13 protein-coding genes are annotated in these 18386 nt (G+C 56.6%); 12 read left to right on the forward strand and 1 reads right to left on the reverse strand.

Annotated features, from left to right (window positions below; all coding sequences use genetic code 11):
* Nucleotides 1-234: 234 nt before the first annotated feature.
* From LC417_RS01415 to LC417_RS01450, 8 genes are all read left to right on the forward strand, one after another.
* Nucleotides 235-1203 carry an HNH endonuclease signature motif containing protein gene (locus tag LC417_RS01415; protein WP_033772033.1) on the forward strand — a complete coding sequence of 323 codons (969 nt, stop codon included), beginning with the start codon at nucleotides 235-237 and terminating at the stop codon, nucleotides 1201-1203.
* A gap of 144 nt (nucleotides 1204-1347) precedes the next feature.
* Complete coding sequence (locus LC417_RS01420; protein WP_003854529.1) at nucleotides 1348-2070, forward strand: RNA polymerase sigma factor FliA; 723 nt, start codon at nucleotides 1348-1350, stop codon at nucleotides 2068-2070.
* A 50-nt stretch (nucleotides 2071-2120) separates the two neighbouring features.
* Nucleotides 2121-2624: a flagella biosynthesis regulatory protein FliZ gene (fliZ, locus tag LC417_RS01425; protein WP_010247591.1), complete on the forward strand. Its 504-nt coding sequence runs from the start codon at nucleotides 2121-2123 to the stop codon at nucleotides 2622-2624.
* Nucleotides 2625-2842: 218 nt separating this feature from the next.
* Nucleotides 2843-3829 (forward strand): D-cysteine desulfhydrase, encoded by a 987-nt coding sequence (locus LC417_RS01430; RefSeq protein ID WP_010247588.1) that lies wholly within the window; start codon nucleotides 2843-2845, stop codon nucleotides 3827-3829.
* Between the two features lie 113 nt (nucleotides 3830-3942).
* Complete coding sequence (gene tcyJ / locus LC417_RS01435; protein WP_010247584.1) at nucleotides 3943-4743, forward strand: cystine ABC transporter substrate-binding protein; 801 nt, start codon at nucleotides 3943-3945, stop codon at nucleotides 4741-4743.
* Nucleotides 4743-5411, forward strand: a complete 669-nt coding sequence (tcyL, locus tag LC417_RS01440) for a cystine ABC transporter permease (RefSeq protein ID WP_003854540.1) — start codon at nucleotides 4743-4745, stop codon at nucleotides 5409-5411. The genes tcyJ and tcyL overlap by 1 nt, the downstream gene beginning before the upstream one ends.
* On the forward strand, nucleotides 5408-6160 hold the full coding sequence (tcyN, locus tag LC417_RS01445; protein ID WP_010247571.1) for an L-cystine ABC transporter ATP-binding protein TcyN: 753 nt from the start codon (nucleotides 5408-5410) through the stop codon (nucleotides 6158-6160). Before tcyL ends, tcyN begins: the two co-directional genes overlap by 4 nt.
* Nucleotides 6161-6624: 464 nt before the next feature.
* On the forward strand, nucleotides 6625-7710 hold the full coding sequence (locus LC417_RS01450; RefSeq protein WP_010247569.1) for an acyltransferase family protein: 1086 nt from the start codon (nucleotides 6625-6627) through the stop codon (nucleotides 7708-7710).
* Nucleotides 7711-9012: 1302 nt separating this feature from the next.
* Here the strand turns inward: LC417_RS01450 and putA are convergent.
* The gene (gene putA / locus LC417_RS01455) at nucleotides 9013-12960 is read right to left on the reverse strand and encodes a trifunctional transcriptional regulator/proline dehydrogenase/L-glutamate gamma-semialdehyde dehydrogenase (protein ID WP_223565375.1); all 3948 of its coding nucleotides are present in this window, start codon (nucleotides 12958-12960) and stop codon (nucleotides 9013-9015) included.
* 451 nt (nucleotides 12961-13411) lie between these two features.
* Here putA and putP point away from each other — a divergent pair, with 451 nt between their 5' ends.
* The 4 genes from putP to efeB all read left to right on the forward strand — a co-directional run bounded on the left by putP (nucleotide 13412) and on the right by efeB (nucleotide 18358).
* The gene (putP, locus tag LC417_RS01460; RefSeq protein WP_010670826.1) at nucleotides 13412-14896 is read left to right on the forward strand and encodes a sodium/proline symporter PutP; all 1485 of its coding nucleotides are present in this window, start codon (nucleotides 13412-13414) and stop codon (nucleotides 14894-14896) included.
* Between the two features lie 189 nt (nucleotides 14897-15085).
* A complete protein-coding gene (efeU, locus tag LC417_RS01465) occupies nucleotides 15086-15910 on the forward strand; it encodes an iron uptake transporter permease EfeU (RefSeq protein WP_010258496.1) in 825 nt (274 codons plus the stop codon).
* A 52-nt stretch (nucleotides 15911-15962) separates the two neighbouring features.
* Nucleotides 15963-17078: an iron uptake system protein EfeO gene (gene efeO, locus LC417_RS01470; RefSeq protein ID WP_050679622.1), complete on the forward strand. Its 1116-nt coding sequence runs from the start codon at nucleotides 15963-15965 to the stop codon at nucleotides 17076-17078.
* Nucleotides 17079-17080: 2 nt separating this feature from the next.
* Nucleotides 17081-18358, forward strand: coding sequence for an iron uptake transporter deferrochelatase/peroxidase subunit (gene efeB, locus LC417_RS01475; protein ID WP_050679621.1), 1278 nt, complete (start codon nucleotides 17081-17083; stop codon nucleotides 18356-18358).
* Nucleotides 18359-18386 lie beyond the last annotated feature (28 nt).

An 18386-nucleotide genomic window follows, 5' to 3' on the forward strand; every position in this document is an offset into this window, starting at 1 on the left:
AATTGCTGAAAGAATTACGGCTGGAGTGCTGGCTTATTTTTATGCCAGCAGCTCCAGGCAATGCAACGTAATTTAACACCCGCTTCCTTCAAACCGGTTTCCTGACCACAACCTTGCAGGCTGCCTGTCTCTCAATCCCAGGCAATCCCCCCAGCCCGTTACAGTTCCCCTCCAGACTGCCGATAACTCCTCACAGAACAACATCATTTTTGATTTTAACTTTGTGGAGTGTCTATGCGCTTCAATTATGACCTGTTACCGGGTGAGCGGCTGACCTTTGAAGAGATCGCCCGGCGTTATGCTCTGCAATACCCTGATGATAAAGAGCTGACGGCGCGCGCCTTGCTGAGTCCGTCAACCGGGCTGCGCACGCTGAAAATCCGCGCGGTGTTCGCGCAGGAAGAGAGCAACAGCCCGCTGGAGGATCTGCTGTTCATCTCCCATGACAACGAACGTAAAAATTACCTGCGTCGCTTTGAGCACTACCTTAAGCAGAATCTCTCCTTCCTCTATTTCCGTCGCAGCGATAGCGAAAAGCGCGACAACCTGTGGAAGGTGATGGGCAGCAGCCAGGTCTTCGCGATGATCGATCCGCAATCCGCCACGGCACAGAATCTGCTGAACAGTCGCGGCTACAAACTGGTGCTGATGCATCAGGATGATGAAGACGCTTACTGGCAGCTTTTCAATCCACAGGCAGATCCCTGTTTTCCGCAGTCGCAGCGCATTCAGTTCATCGTGGTGCTGAGTACGCCGCAGCACAAAGTTCCTGCGGCGGTGATGCCGGGAACTGAGGTCGGGCGTCGTGTTAAAGCCCGGGTGCTGCAGCGCGCCAGCCAGGCGGAATTCAGCGCCGGTGTCAAAGCCCGCTACGGCGCCTGTGTGATGACCGGTACCGAGCTGACCGAACGGCATAACTGGCCCTGGGTGGAAGCCTGCCATATCGACACGCAGGAAGGGGATGACGGTGTACTGGCAGATAACAGCATCGATAACGGCCTGTTTTTACGCAGTGATTTGCAGCGGCTGTTTATTAACCGACTGATTAGCATTGATGGTGAATCGGGCGAGATTCTGGTGCATCCTGGCGAGGAGGCGCAGCAGCATCTGGCGCCCTGGTATCAGGAACTGGAAGGTCGCATCTGCAGCCTGTGGGCGGCAGTGCCGCCCGCCACCCGGCAACGGCTGCGCGCCCGTCGTTAATCTTCACTGAAGAGTGCAGAAGGATCTGCACTCTGAGGTAACAAAAATGAAATAGCCTCGTTTTACCCCGCCTATTCAGCCAATCGAAAACGCTACAGAATTGGATAATCATGCCGATAACTTCATTAACGCAGGGTAGTCAACGTGAACGATTTCTATACCGCCGAAGGCGTGATGGACAAGCATTCGCTCTGGCAGCGCTACGTGCCGCTGGTGCGCCATGAAGCGTTGCGTCTGCAGGTTCGCCTGCCGGCCAGTGTTGAGCTTGACGACTTGCTGCAGGCGGGTGGGATAGGGCTGTTAAATGCCGTAGAGCGTTATGACGCGCTCCAGGGTACAGCCTTTACCACCTATGCCGTGCAGCGTATTCGTGGCGCCATGCTCGACGAGCTTCGTAGTCGGGACTGGGCACCGCGCAGTGTGCGTCGTAATGCACGCGAGGTGGCCGGAGCAATGCACAGAGTGGAACAGTCGCTGGGGCGTTCTGCCTCTGAGCAGGAAGTGGCGCAGCAGCTGAATGTTTCCATGGAGGAGTACCGGCAGATCCTGCTGGACACCAACAACAGTCAACTTTTCTCCTACGACGAGTATCGGGAAGAGCACGGCGACAGCGCGGAGCTGGTGACGGAAGGCCATGAAGAGGCTAATCCGCTTCATCAGTTGCTTGAAGGGAGTCTGCGTGAGCGCGTCATTGAAGCGATCGAAGCATTACCCGATCGTGAAAAGATGGTGCTGACACTGTACTACCAGGAAGAACTGAACCTGAAAGAGATTGGGGCGGTGCTTGATGTGGGTGAATCCCGTGTCAGCCAGCTGCACAGTCAGGCGATTAAACGCCTGCGTGCCCGACTTGCGGGAGCGCGCTAGCAGTATCAGTTCCTGGCGATTCAAAATTATAAAAAACCGGGGACTCAGTAATGGGAGCCAAGACCAAGGCCAGACCGTTAAGTCGTTATCTTAAAGACTATAAACACAGCCAGAGCAACTGTTCACACTGTGGCAAGGTATTAGATCGAATGGCGCTCGTTTTTCGTGGCCAGATCATCAATAAAGAGGCCATCGCTCGGATGGACCAGATGATTGATGAGCAGCTGTGGCTGAAACTTCAGCCCGAACTGACCGCGCTTTGTCGTTTTTGCAGTGATATTTTTTGTAATACCCATCCTAATTACTTCGACATAATGGCGTTTAAACAGTATCTGTTTGAACAGACAGAGATGAGCCCCAGCACGATTCGTGAATATGTGGTGCGGCTGCGTCGTCTGGATGAGATGCTGAAAGCCAGAAATTTCCCGGCCGACAGGCTTCAGGGAAATAGCTGGCATCAGTGTCTGGAAAGCGATCTGCCCGATGCCGGTAATAACAATTACCGCATCGCGCTGCGCAAGTACGATCAGTTCTTAGGCTGGCAGCAGGGTTAACCCTGATCTGCACCGATTGCTCCCCCGCGTGCCTGCGGCACGTTCCCCTTTTGCCCGCCAGCCGGGTAGAAGGGAAGGGGGAGCACGGCGCTTCTTTCTCCTGCAACTTTCACTACACATCTGTCTCACCGCATCTGCTGACACCTGAATCAGGGTGATCCTTTTCGCATCTTCTGCAACACTGTAAGGATAAATTGAATGCCCGAACGGAGGCAGCATTGTCTTTACATCTGTTACACCAATTCCCACGTCTTGAACTGCTGGGTGCACCCACGCCGTTAGAACATCTGCCACGGCTCTCTGACTACCTGGGCCGCGATATTTTCATCAAACGCGATGATTTCACGCCGGTGGCGATGGGCGGCAATAAGCTGCGCAAGCTGGAATTTCTGGCGGCGGACGCGCTGCGTGAAGGCGCCGATGTGCTGCTGACCGCGGGCGCTATCCAGTCCAATCATGTGCGTCAGACGGCGGCAGTCGCGGCCCGGCTTGGCCTGAAGTGCGTGGCATTGCTGGAAAACCCGATTGGCACCCACGCTGAAAATTACCTGAGCAACGGCAACCGTCTGTTGCTGGATCTGATGGACGCTGAAGTGATCATGGTGGATGCGCTGAATAACCCTGCGGAACAGCTGGCTGAACAGGCCACGCGTCTGGAAGCCCAGGGTTATCGTCCTTACATCGTGCCGGTCGGCGGCTCAAATGCGCTGGGTGCACTAGGCTATGTAGAGTGCGCGCAGGAGATTGCTCATCAGAGCGAAGGCGTGGTCGATTTCGCCGCCGTGGTGGTGGCCTCGGGCAGTGCCGGCACCCATGCCGGACTGGCGGTGGGTCTGGAGCATCTGCTGCCGGAGACCGAGCTGGTGGGCGTCACCGTTTCACGCCAGGTTGAGGCGCAGTTGCCGCTGGTGGAGCGGCTGCGTCAGTCGCTGGCGGAGACGCTGGAAGTGCATGCTAAGGCACCGATTACCCTGTGGGATGACTACTTTGCGCCACGCTACGGCGAACCCAATGATGAAGGCATGGCTGCGGTGAAACTGCTGGCGCGGCTGGAAGGGATCCTGCTGGACCCGGTCTACACCGGAAAGGCGATGGCCGGACTGCTGGATGGCGTGAGCCAGAATCGTTTCCGCCGTGAAGGTCCGTTGCTGTTTATTCATACGGGTGGCGCACCGGCGTTATTTGCTTATCATCCTTCGGTCTGAGACAAGCGAATAAAACAGTTTATACTCCGTGGGTTATCCTTCTGGACTGGCAGCGACAAGCCGTGCTGCCCTTATAAGAACACACACACAATACTGTCAATAATGGGGTGAATATGTCCTTTTCTCGTGCAGGTCGTCAGATGATGATGGGCGTCATGGCCGTGGCGCTGATTGCTGGCGTCAACGTTAAAACCTTTGCAGCGGAAAATCTGCTCAACAAAATTAAAGAGCGCGGCACGCTGCTGGTGGGTCTGGAAGGCACCTATCCGCCATTCAGCTTCCAGGATGAAAAGGGCAAGCTGACCGGCTTTGAAGTGGAATTCGCGGAACAGCTGGCACAGCACATGGGCGTCAAGGCGAGCCTGAAACCGACCAAGTGGGACGGCATGCTGGCCTCTCTCGACGCGAAGCGCATCGATGTGGTCATCAACCAGGTCACCATCTCTGATGAGCGTAAGAAGAAATATGACTTCTCCACGCCATACACGGTCTCCGGCATTCAGGCGCTGACCATGAAAGCCAATGCGAACACCATCACCAAACCTGCGGACCTGGCCGGTAAAAAAGTGGGCGTCGGTCTGGGTACCAACTACGAGCAGTGGCTGCGTGAGAATGTGAAGGGCGTGGACATCCGTACCTATGATGATGACCCGACGAAATATCAGGATCTGCGCTCTGGCCGTCTGAATGCCATTCTGGTTGACCGTCTGGCCGCGCTGGATCTGGTGAAGAAAACGGGCGATACCATGGCGGTCGCGGGCGATGCGTTCTCTCGTCAGGAATCGGGCGTGGCGGTACGTAAAGGCAACGACGACCTGCTGAAAGCGATCGACCAGGCCATTGCTGACATGCAGAAAGATGGCTCGCTGAGCAAGCTGTCTCAGAAATGGTTTGGCGCGGACGTGACGAAATAATGCAGGAAAGTCTTCAACTGGTGCTGGATTCAGCACCTTTTTTATTAAAAGGCGCGCTATTTACGCTGCAGCTCAGCATCGGCGGCATGTTCTTTGGCCTGCTGCTGGGCTTTATTCTGGCGCTGATGCGTCTGTCGCGCTTCTGGCCGGTTCGCTGGCTGGCACGAATCTATGTCTCGATCTTTCGTGGCACGCCGCTGATCGCCCAGCTGTTTATGATCTATTACGGCCTGCCGCAGTTTGGCATTGAACTGGATCCGATCCCCTCCGCGATGATTGGTCTTTCCCTGAATACCGCAGCCTATGCCTCAGAGTCACTGCGTGGCGCGATTTCATCGATTGAGCGCGGGCAGTGGGAAGCGGCGGCAAGTATCGGCATGACGCGCTGGCAAACCCTGCGCCGGGTGATCCTGCCACAGGCAGCCCGCACCGCGCTGCCCCCGCTGGGCAACAGCTTTATCAGCCTGGTGAAAGATACCTCGCTGGCGGCGACCATTCAGGTGCCGGAGCTGTTCCGTCAGGCGCAGTTGATCACCTCACGCACGCTGGAAGTCTTTACCATGTATCTGGCAGCCTCGCTGATTTACTGGGTGATGGCAACGGTGTTATCTGCGTTGCAGAACCGGCTGGAACAGCATGTTAATCGTCAGGATTCGGAGTCGAAATGAGCGCCATTGAAGTCAGAAAGCTGGTGAAGTCTTTTAACGGCCAGACGGTGCTGCACGACATCGACCTTGATGTGGCCGCCGGTGAAGTGGTGGCCATTATCGGCCCCAGCGGATCAGGTAAAACCACGCTGCTGCGCAGTATCAATCTGCTGGAAGTGCCGGATAGCGGCACCATCCGGGTCGGAGAGATTACCGTTGATGCGGCGCTGGCACAGAGTAAGCAGAAAGAGCAGGTGCGTCGTCTGCGCCAGCAGGTCGGGTTTGTCTTCCAGAACTTCAATCTGTTTCCGCATCGTTCAGTGATGGAGAACATTATTGAAGGGCCGGTTATCGTCAAAGGCGAAGCGAAAGCGGATGCGGTAGCCCGCGCCCGCACGCTGCTGGAGAAGGTCGGGCTGCACGGCAAAGAAGAGAGCTATCCGCGCCGTCTGTCGGGCGGGCAGCAACAGCGCGTGGCGATTGCGCGTGCGCTGGCGATGCGGCCGGAAGTGATCCTGTTCGATGAACCGACCTCGGCGCTGGATCCGGAGCTGGTGGGCGAGGTGCTCAGCACCATTCGCGCGCTGGCCGAAGAGAAACGCACCATGGTCATCGTCACGCATGAGATGAGCTTTGCCCGCGATGTGGCTGACCGCGCCATTTTTATGGATCAGGGGCGCATTGTGGAGCAGGGCGAAGCGAAAGCGTTGTTCAGTAACCCTCAGCAGCCGCGCACCCGTCAGTTTCTTGATAAATTTCTGAATCAGTAATCCACACTGCCTTCCCCGGAAGGCAGTTTTAACCCGTTTAAAACCCTCATTTTTTAAGCTGCCACTGGCTATGGTCACGCTATTAGCAGGCGCAATATCATAAATAACTCTGCCGCTGTTAAACCTTTTGGCACATCTGACAAATCTTTTCTGTTCATCGGGAATATATTGGCTTTTCCCGTTGCCACTTTCTCTTAATTATATTCTCTGAATTATGAAGCAATATTATCCTTTAAGCTGGCTGCGGCACTGCTAATTAGTGTGTTGCGTCGATATTAGTAAGTGTAAGGAAACGTTCTGCTGAGTAAATAACTGTGGTAACAGGGCCACGCAGCGGCTTTTAAGAGTTTCGCTACATTCATCACCGGTTCAATGGCGAATAATTGCCGGATAATCATAAAAGCAATACTGATTTCCTCGCTTTTACTTTCCAGCATTCTGACCTACACAGCAGGAGTCATTGAATGAACCAGACTAAGTCAGATCAGATATTGTGGGTCGATACCCTGAAGGGCGCCTGCATATTACTGGTGGTCCTGTACCACACAGTTTTACCCGGCTTTGAAGGGACGATGAAATATCTCTCTGCCGGATGGATCCCCGCCGAAATATGGATACAGTTTAATACGGTACTGTCGCCGCTGCGTATGCCCGCCTTTTTCTTTGTCTCGGGATTGCTGGCGACCAATGGCATTCTGAACCGGCCATGGAAGCAGGTATTTACCAGTCGCATCACCAATCTTTTTTATCTCTATATTCTGTGGGGGTTTATTCAGTGGTGGTCAATTATCGGTATCTCTACTGAAATTACCGGCCAGCGTATTTCGCAGAACCTTAATGCCGCCTATGCGGGTTCGCTATTCGAGTTTCTCAAGCTGACCTTTATGGCTATGAGCACCTCGTGGTATCTGTATGGGCTGGGACTCTATTTCCTCTGTGCTAAAGTTTTCCGTCAATATAAGCTGGCCCTGGTGGCGGTGGCGATCCTGCTGAATTATCTGGCGGCAGAAAAAGTGATCCCGTTCTGGGGACCACAGAGCCTGGCCCAATATTTTGTGTTCTTCCTGTTAGGGGCATTCTGGAGCCAGACGATGCTGCGCCTGAGTGAATGGCGGCGGGAGAATCTGATGCCCTGGGCGCTTCTGGCAGCCGCCGCCGGGATTCATGTGCTATTCGGTCTGGATAAGAGTCTGTTCCTGTGTGTACTGGCGGTGTTATTCAGTATCGCGGCCTGTCGCTGGCTGAATCAGCACTTCAGCATGCGCTATCTCAACTGGGTTGGCCGCAATACGCTGCAGATTTATGTCATCCATCGTATTTTTATCGAGTTCTTTGGTATGTCTGCGATTCTGTTCGCGCAGCGGCATCATCTGTTCGAGCAGGCATGGTTTTCGTTTCTCTGGGCCTGTTTCTATCCGGTGGCTATCGTGGGGCTTTGCTCGCTCTGTTCAGTTGCCATCTGGTCGCTGACCAATCGCGGAGTCGGGCAGTCGCTGTTTGTGTTCCCGACGTTAATGAAAAGGGCGCCTGGCGGCGCGAGCGGTGGGTAAGTTACGCTTAGCAGCGGGGAAGTTACGCTTTGCAGCGGGCTTGCACTGAGCGGGTTTCGCCCGCCAGGCGATGGGGAGTTTCATGTCACTTAGCCGCGCGTTAGCACTGAGCGGGTTTCGCCCGCCAGGCGTTTGGGAGTTTCAGGTTGCCAATGCAGGCGGCCGCGTCAAGGGGCGGACGCCCGCCCCTTAACAATCCCGGCGTCCGGCTGCCTGCGCGCCCCGCTGTGCGGGGTGCCTTCGTCACGCCCTGCGGCCGACGGACCGTCCGGACTCGCCATCCCTGGCTCGTACCGTCCTTTCGCCGACGTCCTGTCGGCTCATCCTTGCCTGCGGTTGTTCCTCAGCGCTTCGGACGCCTCTGGCAAACCCCTGCCGGTGATTTCTTTGTGTTTTCTTTAGTGCAGCGTTGTCTGGTGATCCGAAAGCCAGTCTCAATTCCGGAAGCTTACCGCAACACTCTTAGTGACCTGAAAATGAGATAACAGCGGGTAGGGTTGAATGCCATTCTATGTGCTGAGCCGAAAGTCAGAGGCAATCCCAAAAAACCACAGCGATAAAGCACTCAACATAAAAAGCAGAGATAACAGCGGGTGGGTTGAATAACATTCGGTCTGCTGAGCAAAAATTCAGAGGCAATCCCAAAAAATTACAGCGATAAAGTACCCGACATAACAAGAAGAGATAACAGCGGGTGGGTTGAATAACATTCGGTCTGCTGAGCAAAAATTCAGAGGCAATCCCAAAAAACCACAGCGATAAAGTTCCCGACATAACAAGAAGAGATAACAGCGGGCGGGTTGAATAACGTTCGGTCTGCTGAGCCAAAAGTCAGAGGCAATTTCCAAACTCACAGCGCCAGCGAACCCAACATAAAAAGAAAAGATAACAGCGAGGGGGTGGGGAGGCCGTCAGAGCCGCTGAGCGGATGAGGGATTTCAGGACGAGCGACAGGGATGTCGCGAAGAGGCGGGTTCGCGCCATGGATGGCGCGTCCCGCTGGTCCGTGAGAAATCCTGAAGTAGCGAAGGAACCGCGAAGCGGCGGTGAAGCAGGCCGGAGCCCGGGGTCAAGGGGGCGCGGCGACTGGCGCCCCCTTGTCGGTCGCCTGCAGAGGCGAATCTGAAACTGCCTGGCTTACCAGGCGAACGAAACCTTCTCATAGCCCGTTCGCGCAGCGAACAACTCCAGCTCCAGCTCCAGCTCCAGCTCCGGACCTCAGCCCGTTCGCGCAGCGAACCATCCCAGCTTCAGCACCGCACCTCAGCCCGTTCGCGCAGCGAACAATCTCGCGAACGCCCCTTACCCTATGGTCATCAGGCTTGCATTACCGCCTGCCGCAGCGGTATTCACACTCAGCGAACGCTCAATCAGCAGACGCTCCAGCAGCAGATTGGTCTCGCCGCGCGCAAAGCCCTGCACCGACACAATCGCGCCTTCACGTGCGGCAATCTGTTCACACAGGGTACGCAGCTGATCGGCATCGCCGTGATAGATCACTGCATCAAACTCTGCTGCTAACGGGTCACGCGCCAGCGTGATGCGCGCTTTCACTGCATCCGGCAGCGAGGCCAGCAGGGCGCGATGCAGCTCATCATCCTGCCACAATGCTTTACTGCCGACGCTGGTCACCGCGGCCAGCTGGATTAACGCATCCTGCTCGTTATCAGCCAGACAGAGCACCTGATCACGCGGCAACAGTGAGAAGGTATTGCGCTCGCCTGTCGGGCCAGGCAGCAGACGGACCACGCCCGCCTGGGCCAGATCGCTATAGTGCTGGCAGAGTTCAGCCAGTTCAGGCTTATCCTTAGCCCAGTTGCTGAGTGCCAGATGCGGTGCCAGCAGTGACTGACGCAGCGTGCTGTCCGCCGGGCGTTCTGCATCCTGACGATCAAAAGTCAGACGCAGCGCACTATCCGGACGATGCGCCAGCAAGCGGTAAAGATAGAGCGGACCGCCCGCTTTCGGACCGGTACCGGATAAGCCCTCGCCACCAAACGGCTGTACGCCGACCACCGCGCCCACCATATTGCGGTTGACGTAGAGATTGCCGACTCGGGCGTTCGCCGTGACCTGTGCAATCGTTTCGTCGATGCGGGTATGTACGCCCAGCGTCAGGCCATAGCCGGACGCATTGATCTGCTCAACCAGCTGCGGCAGGTTATTGCGGGTGAAACGCACCACGTGCAGCACCGGGCCAAAAATCTCTTTATCGAGATCGCTGACCTGACCCAGCTCAATCAGTGTCGGTTTAACAAAGGTACCGCTATTCCACTCTTTGCTGTCCTGCGGGTTTTCCTGCACCGCCTGATAGACCGTGAAGCCTTTATTACGCATCGCCTGAATATGGCGATCGATATTGGCTTTCGCTTCGGCATCAATGACCGGACCGATGTCGGTCGAGAAGCGTTCCGGATTGCCCATGCGGCACTCCGCCATCGCGCCACGCAGCATCTTCAGGGTATGGTCGGCGACATCTTCCTGAATGCAGAGCAGGCGCAGGGCAGAACAGCGCTGTCCGGCACTGTCGAAGGCAGAGGCGACGATATCGATCACCACCTGCTCAGTCAGCGCGGAAGAGTCAACGATCATCGCATTCATCCCGCCGGTCTCAGCAATCAGCGGCACAGGACGACCGTGCTGGTCAAGACGACCCGCCAGATTACGCTGCAGCAGTGTCGCCACCGCAGTAGAACCGGTAAACATCACGCCACGCACCCGAACGTCACCGGTCAGCTGTGCACCAACGGTTTCACCCTGGCCAGGCAGCAGTTGCAGCACGCCTGGCGGCACACCCGCATCCAGCAGGATCTGAACCGCCTGTGCGGCGATCAGCGGTGTCTGCTCGGCCGGTTTGGCCAGCACGCTGTTGCCCGCTGCCAGTGCAGCCGCAATCTGACCGGTAAAGATCGCCAGCGGGAAGTTCCATGGACTGATGCAGACCACCGGGCCCAGCGGACGATGGGTTTCGTTGTCGAAATCGTCACGCACCATTCCGGCGTAGTAATAGAGGAAATCAACCGCTTCGCGCACTTCCGCGATGGCGTTGTTGTAGGTTTTGCCCGCTTCACGCACCAGGATGCCGAGCAGCTGCTGCATCTGGCCTTCCATGATCTGTGCGGCGCGTTCCAGAATGGCGGCACGCTCCTGCGGTGGTGTGGCAAACCAGATTGGCCCGCTGTTCACCGCGGCATCCAGCGCCATAGAAACTTCCTGCTCTGTGGCTTCACGGACCTGACCTACACGGTCGCCAGGCGCTGCCGGGTTCAGAATGTCGCGCAACTCGCCGGCACCCGCTTCACCGTCGATCATCGGCTCGGCCAGGCAGGGCTGTGCGGCGCTGCTCAGCAGGGCGCTGGAGAGTGAGGCAAGACGGTGTTCGTTGGCCATATCCAGACCCGCAGAGTTAACGCGGTTATCGCCATACAGATCGCGCGGCAGGGGGATTTTTGGATGCGGCAGACCAATGGCACCTTCGCTGACACCCAGCTTCTCCACCGCGCTCACCGGATCGGCCACCAGTTCATCAATCGGCAGCGAGGTATCGGCAATGCGGTTAACAAAGGAGGTGTTGGCCCCGTTTTCTAACAGGCGGCGCACCAGATAGGCCAGCAGGGTTTCATGGGTACCGACCGGCGCATAGATACGGCAGGGGCGGTTAAGTTTGCCGTCCGCCACTTTGCCGACCACCTGCTCATAGAGCGGTTCGCCCATGCCGTGCAGGCACTGGAACTCATACTGACCGGGATAGTAGTTGTTGCCCGCCAGCTGATAAATCGCCGCCAGGGTGTGGGCATTATGGGTAGCGAACTGCGGATAGATCAGGCTTGGCACGGCCAGCAGTTTGCGGGCACAGGCCAGATAAGAGATATCGGTGTAAACCTTGCGGGTGTAGACCGGATACCCTTCCAGGCCTTCCATCTGGGCGCGCTTGATTTCACTGTCCCAGTACGCGCCTTTCACCAGACGAATCATCAGGCGACGGCGGCTGCGCTGCGCCAGATCGATCAGCTCATCAATCACAAACGGACAGCGTTTCATGTAGGCCTGAATCACAAAACCGATGCCGTTCCAGCCTTCCAGCTCTGGCTCGAAACAGAGTTTCTCCAGTAAATCCAGCGACAGTTCCAGCCGGTCCGCCTCTTCTGCATCGATGTTGATGCCGATGTCATAGGAGCGGGCCAGCAGCGTCAGCGATTTCAGAATAGGGTAGAGCTCTTCCATCACGCGCTCATACTGCGCACGGCTGTAGCGGGGATGCAGTGCTGAGAGCTTGATAGAGATGCCGGGACCTTCATAGATGCCGCGACCATTCGACGCTTTACCAATGGCATGGATCGCCTGCTGATAAGAGAGCAGATAGGCTTTGGCATCGCCTGCCGTCAGGGCCGCTTCGCCCAGCATGTCATAGGAGTAGCGGAAGCCTTTCTCTTCCAGCTTGCGGGCGTTAGCCAGCGCTTCGGCAATGGTTTCACCGGTAACGAACTGCTCGCCCATCAGACGCATCGCCATATCCACGCCTTTGCGGATCAGCGGTTCGCCACCCTTACCAATAATGCGGTTAAGCGAGCTTGAGAGATTCGACTCGTTGTGGGTCGAGACCAGGCGGCCGGTAAACAGCAGGCCCCAGGTCGCCGCGTTGACAAACAGTGACGGGCTGCGTCCCAGATGTGACTGCCAGTTGCCGTTGCTGATCTTGTCGCGGATCAGCGCATCGCGCGTTGGCTTGTCGGGAATACGCAGTAGCGCTTCAGCCAGACACATCAGCGCCACACCTTCATGGGAGGAGAGTGAGAACTCCTGCAGCAGGCTCTGCACCATGCCCGCGCGTCCGGTTGCCCCTTTCTGGTGCCGCAGCTTGTCGGCAAGCTGGTAAGCCAGCTGATGGGTTTTCTCTGCCAGCGCCGCCGGTAAACGTGCCTGTTCCAGCATCATTGGCACCGCATCAGTCTCCGGACGACGCCATGCGGCGGTCACCGCTGAACGGGTCACTGACTGAGGTAAAATCTGCTCTGCGAAATCAAGGAACGGCTGGTGCGTCTCCTCTGGCTGGGTGTCGTCGGACTCCGCGGCCGCCTGAGCAGAAAGCGGGATCTCCGGCACGGTATCGCCGGTTTCCAGCTGGCCCAGGTAGTTAAAGATCGCCTGTTTAATCAGCCAGTGTGGCGTGCGATCGATGCGCTGCGCAGCCAGTTTGATGCGCTCGCGTGTCGCGTCATCCAGTTTTACACCCATGGTGGTTGTAGCCATGACTCCAGAGCTCCTTGATAATGGTTCGATACGGCGTTGGCTGCACTATCACTTAAGTTGCAACTTTGTGCAACCGTGTTAAATGTGAGCCAGTTAACACCCTTTTAACGTCGACGATTGTTAAATCCCGCAATGCGGCACGGATATTGCTGCAAGATCCTCGCCAGTCTGGCAGACCCGATGAAAAGCGGGTTTCAGGCAGGTAATACGATGGTGCAACCGGATAACTGTGAGCGAGTGCAACCTATGAGCACGTTTTCACAAACGGTTAGTGAAATCACTGTAACGCCTGTGTTAAATCCATTGTGCGCACAACGCCTTTCCGGCAGGATACCGCGCCGCTGGGAAATGAGTGACGCCCTGACGAAGAAAATCGGCCCGCTTTGCCCCGTTCCGGCAGGCGGGTAGCTGGCGATTTCTCTGGGATATCAAATAATAAGTGGAGAGACAGATGAGTGTAAGTACACCTTTGCTGGTGACCTTTTTGGTTTATATTCTTGGGATGGTATTAATCGGGTTTGTAGCTTATCGCTCAACCAAAAACTTTGATGATTACATCCTCGGTGGCCGCAGTCTGGGTAGCGTGGTCACGGCACTCTCTGCCGGTGCATCCGATATGAGCGGCTGGCTGCTGATGGGCTTACCGGGTGCGATCTTCATCTCCGGTATCTCTGAAAGCTGGATTGCGATTGGCCTGACGATCGGTGCCTGGCTGAACTGGAAAATCGTGGCCGGTCGCCTGCGGGTCCAGACTGAACATCACAACAACGCCCTTACGCTGCCGGACTTCTTTACCAGCCGCTTTGAGGACCACAGTAAAATTTTGCGCGTGATCTCCGCCATTGTGATCCTGGTGTTCTTCACCATCTATTGCGCCTCAGGCGTGGTAGCCGGTGCGCGTCTGTTTGAAAGCACCTTTGGTATGAGTTACCAGACCGCTCTGTGGGCGGGTGCAGCGGCGACCATTCTCTATACGCTGGTGGGCGGTTTCCTGGCGGTGAGCTGGACCGATACCGTTCAGGCGAGCCTGATGATTTTTGCGCTGATCCTGACGCCGGTGTTTGTGATTATCGCGGTCGGCGGCTGGTCTGATTCGCTGGCGGTGATTGAAGCGAAGAGCCTGGAAAACCTCGACATGCTGAAGGGACTGAACTTCGTCGCGGTGATCTCCCTGCTCGGCTGGGGCCTGGGCTACTTCGGGCAGCCCCATATTCTGGCGCGCTTTATGGCGGCGGATTCGCATCGTTCAATCCGTACCGCTCGCCGTATCGGTATGACCTGGATGGTGCTCTGTCTGGCCGGTGCCGTGGCGGTGGGCTTCTTCGGTATTGCCTACTTCCAGAACAACCCGACGCTGGCGGTTGGCGTTAACGCCAATGCGGAGCGGGTCTTTATCGAGCTGGCGCGTATCCTGTTCAACCCATGGATTGCCGGTATTCTGCTGTCAGCGATCCTGGCAGCCGTGATGTCAACGCTGAGCTGTCAGCTGCTGGTCTGCTCCAGCGCCCTGACCGAAGATCTCTACAAAGGCTTACTGCGTAAAAATGCCAGCCAGAAAGAGCTGGTATGGGTAGGGCGTCTGATGGTGCTGCTGGTGGCGCTGATTGCGATCGCGCTGGCGGCTAACCCGGAAAACCGCGTGCTGGGCCTGGTGAGCTACGCCTGGGCGGGCTTCGGTGCGGCGTTTGGTCCGGTGGTACTGTTTGGTGTCTGCTGGAAGCGGATGAACCGCAACGGTGCGCTGGCGGGCATGATCGTCGGTGCGCTGACCGTGCTGGTGTGGAAACAGTATGGCTGGCTGGGACTGTATGAAATCATCCCGGGCTTCATTTTCGCCAGCATCGCCATTGTGGTATTCACGCTGATGGGCCGTGAGCCTTCAGCAGAAGCGCAGCAGCGCTTTGCTGCTGCAGAGGCGGAGTTCCAGACAAAATAAGCGAGGCGTTAATCGCCTGGCCCGTCCCGAAAGGGGCGGGCTTTTTTGTTACAAAGATAAACCACTCAAAGATGAAATTATCTCCACCGGCAACTTGTTTTTTTCTCAGCGATAATGATAATCGGTATCGTTTACACTTTACCTTATTTTACTGTTTATTGACGCTGCTTAACATTCAAGAGGTTGGCGATGTTTGTTCCTTTTCTCATCATGCTGCGCGAAGGGCTTGAAGCCGCGCTGATAGTCAGCCTGATAGCCAGCTATCTCAAACGCACCCAGCGCACCCAATGGTTTCCCGCGATGTGGGCTGGCGTGTTTATTGCCGCCGGGCTCTGTCTGGGCCTGGGTCTGTTCATCAATGCCACCACCGGTGAGTTCCCGCAGAAAGAGCAGGAGCTGTTTGAGGGCATCGTGGCGCTGATTGCGGTGGTGATCCTCACCTCAATGGTTTTCTGGATGCGCAAAGTCGCCCGCAACATCAGGGTCGAGCTTGAACAGGCTGTCGATCAGGCGCTGCAACGCTCAGGTCGTGGCGGTCTGGCACTGGTGCTGATGGTGTTTCTTGCCGTGGCGCGCGAAGGGCTGGAGTCGGTGTTCTTCCTGCTGGCGGCGTTTACCCAGGATGTCGGTTATGCGCCGCCGATTGGCGCGGTGCTGGGTCTGGCAACCGCGGTCGTGCTGGGCATGCTGCTCTACTGGGGCGGTATCCGTCTTAACATGGCCCATTTCTTCCGCTGGACCAGCGTATTCATCCTGTTTGTCGCCGCGGGTCTGGCAGCGGGCGCCATCCGCGCCTTCCACGAAGCGGGTTTATGGAATCGCTTTCAGGATGTCGCCTTCGATCTCAGCAATACCTTATCGACCCATTCGCTGTTCGGCACCCTGCTGGAAGGGGTGCTGGGTTATCAGGAGTCCCCAAGCGTCAGTGAAGTGACCGTTTACTTCGCTTACCTGATTCCGGCGCTGATTCTGTTCTTTATGCCTGCGCGTTCTGCTGCGTCGGCCACTGTGTAATTTGACATTTAACGGGCGCATCTTACGCCTGCAACATGATAGGGAAAGAGAGATGACAATGCGTTTCCGCCGCAAGGCACTGCTGCTTCCTCTGCTGGCAATCTCCGCAACGGCGGCCGCGGCGGTTCCTCAGGTTACCGTAAGCGTCACCGACAAGCAGTGCGAGCCGATGAGCTTAACGGTCAAGGCCGGTAAGACCCAGTTCCTGATTAAAAACAACAGCCAGAAAGCGCTGGAGTGGGAGATCCTCAAAGGCGTGATGGTGGTTGAAGAGCGTGAGAATATCGCGCCGGGCTTCAGTCAGAAACTGACCGCCAATCTGGAGGCGGGCGAATATGAGATGACCTGTGGGCTGCTGAGCAATCCAAAAGGCAAGCTGATCGTGCAGGCAGCTGAGGGTGCGGCAAAAAGTGGCACCTCAGCACGTATGCAGCTGGAAGGCCCAATCACCGAATATAAAGCCTATGTGACCGACCAGGTGAACCAGCTGGTGAGCAACACCCAGGCCTTTACTGACGCCGTTAAAGCGGGTGACGTTGAAAAAGCCAAAGCGCTGTTTGCTCCGACCCGTCAATATTATGAGCGCATTGAGCCGATTGCTGAGCTCTTCTCCGATCTCGACGGCAGCATTGACGCCCGTGAAGATGACTATGAGAAGAAAGCGGCCGATCCTAAGTTCACCGGTTTCCACCGTCTGGAGAAAGCGCTGTTTGCTGATAACAGCACGAAAGGCATGGCGGACTACGCTGAGCAGCTGAATAAAGATGTGAAAGATTTGCAGGTGCGCATCAGCGAACTGGCCTTCCCGCCAGCCAAAGTGGTCGGCGGCGCAGCCGGCCTGATTGAAGAGGTCGCTTCCAGCAAAATTTCCGGTGAAGAAGATCGCTACAGCCGGACTGACCTGTGGGACTTCCAGGCGAACATTGATGGCGCGCAGAAAATTGTCGATCTGCTGCGACCCATGGTAAGCAAAGCCAATCCGCAGTTGCTGGCCAAGGTTGACGCCAACTTCAAAAAAGTGGATGCGATCCTGAGTAAGTACCGCACCCAAACCGGTTTTGAATCCTATGAGAAACTGACCAGCGCCGACCGTAACGCGCTGAAAGGACCGATCACCGCACTGGCGGAAGATCTTTCATTACTTCGTGGCACCCTGGGTCTGGATTAATCATGAGTCGCAAGGAAGATGACGCGCAGCCTGCGCGTCGTCGGTTACTAAAAGGGCTGGGGCTGCTGGGTGGCGCGGCAGCGCTGAGTGGCGGCTGTCCGTTCCATGCAGCCGCCGCCGACAGCTTTTCGCCGGGGACGGTTACGCCGCAGGCCCGACAGCAGATGCAGCCGTTTTATGGTCAGCATCAGGCAGGTATCACGACGCCACAGCAGGCATCGATGATGCTGGTGGCGTTTGATCTGCTCAGCAGCGATAAAGCGGAGCTGGTGCGTCTGTTCCGGTTGCTGACCCAGCGTATTGCCTTCCTGACCACGGGCGGTCCGGCACCGGTAGTCACCAATCCGCGGTTGCCGCCAATGGATTCCGGTATTCTTGGGGCGACTATCGCGCCTGATAATCTGACGATTACCGTGTCGGTCGGCAATTCACTGTTTGATGAACGCTTTGGTCTGGCGCCGCACAAACCGAAAAAATTGCAGCCGATGACACGCTTTCCCAACGATTCGCTGGATGCCAGTCAGTGTCATGGCGATCTGCTGTTGCAGCTCTGTGCCAACACCCAGGATACGGTGATTCATGCCCTGCGGGATATCATCAAGCATACGCCTGACCTGCTTGGCGTACGCTGGCGGCGCGAAGGCTTTATCTCCGATCATGCCGCGCGCAGTCAGGGGCAGGAGACCCCGATCAACCTGCTGGGGTTCAAAGATGGCACCGCCAATCCGGATACCCACAACCCTGCTCTGATGAATCAGCTGCTGTGGGTGACCGACGATCAGGACGAACCGGTCTGGGCGCGCAATGGCAGCTATCAGGCTGTACGGTTAATCCGTTTTCACGTCGAAATGTGGGATCGCACGCCGCTGGGCGAGCAACAGACTATCTTTGGTCGTGAGAAATTAAGTGGCGCGCCGCTGGGGATGCAGCATGAGCGCGACGTTCCGGATTACGCCCGTGATCCGGACGGCGAAGTGATTGCGCTGGATGCGCACATTCGTCTTGCCAATCCCCGCACGCCAGAGACGGCAAGCAGCCTGATGCTGCGGCGCGGCTACAGTTACTCCGCGGGTATCTCTGCATCGGGACAGCTGGAGATGGGGTTGCTGTTCGTCTGCTATCAGCACGATCTGGAACGCGGCTTTCTCACGGTGCAGCGGCGCCTGGACGGCGAAGCGCTGGAAGAATATATCCGGCCTTTTGGCGGCGGTTACTTTTTTGTTTTGCCCGGTGTACCAGACGCCAGCCATTATTTAGCGCAGTCGTTGCTGGAAGCCTGATTAAAATTCAACCACTGTGGGCGTCCCT

The organism is Pantoea sp. OVA07A, assembly GCF_019969975.1.
Taxonomy (GTDB): Bacteria; Pseudomonadota; Gammaproteobacteria; order Enterobacterales; family Enterobacteriaceae; genus Pantoea; species Pantoea agglomerans.

Excerpts from the sequence above, each read along its gene's own strand:
- tcyL (WP_003854540.1), top strand. The coding sequence starts at position 4,743 with ATGCAGGAAAGTCTTCAACTGGTGCTGGATTCAGCACCTTTTTTATTA.
- LC417_RS01450 (WP_010247569.1), top strand. The coding sequence starts at position 6,625 with ATGAACCAGACTAAGTCAGATCAGATATTGTGGGTCGATACCCTGAAG.
- putP (WP_010670826.1), top strand. The coding sequence starts at position 13,412 with ATGAGTGTAAGTACACCTTTGCTGGTGACCTTTTTGGTTTATATTCTT.
- tcyJ (WP_010247584.1), top strand. The coding sequence starts at position 3,943 with ATGTCCTTTTCTCGTGCAGGTCGTCAGATGATGATGGGCGTCATGGCC.
- tcyN (WP_010247571.1), top strand. The coding sequence starts at position 5,408 with ATGAGCGCCATTGAAGTCAGAAAGCTGGTGAAGTCTTTTAACGGCCAG.
- putA (WP_223565375.1), bottom strand. The coding sequence starts at position 12,960 with ATGGCTACAACCACCATGGGTGTAAAACTGGATGACGCGACACGCGAG.
- fliZ (WP_010247591.1), top strand. The coding sequence starts at position 2,121 with ATGGGAGCCAAGACCAAGGCCAGACCGTTAAGTCGTTATCTTAAAGAC.
- efeU (WP_010258496.1), top strand. The coding sequence starts at position 15,086 with ATGTTTGTTCCTTTTCTCATCATGCTGCGCGAAGGGCTTGAAGCCGCG.
- efeO (WP_050679622.1), top strand. The coding sequence starts at position 15,963 with ATGACAATGCGTTTCCGCCGCAAGGCACTGCTGCTTCCTCTGCTGGCA.
- LC417_RS01415 (WP_033772033.1), top strand. The coding sequence starts at position 235 with ATGCGCTTCAATTATGACCTGTTACCGGGTGAGCGGCTGACCTTTGAA.
- efeB (WP_050679621.1), top strand. The coding sequence starts at position 17,081 with ATGAGTCGCAAGGAAGATGACGCGCAGCCTGCGCGTCGTCGGTTACTA.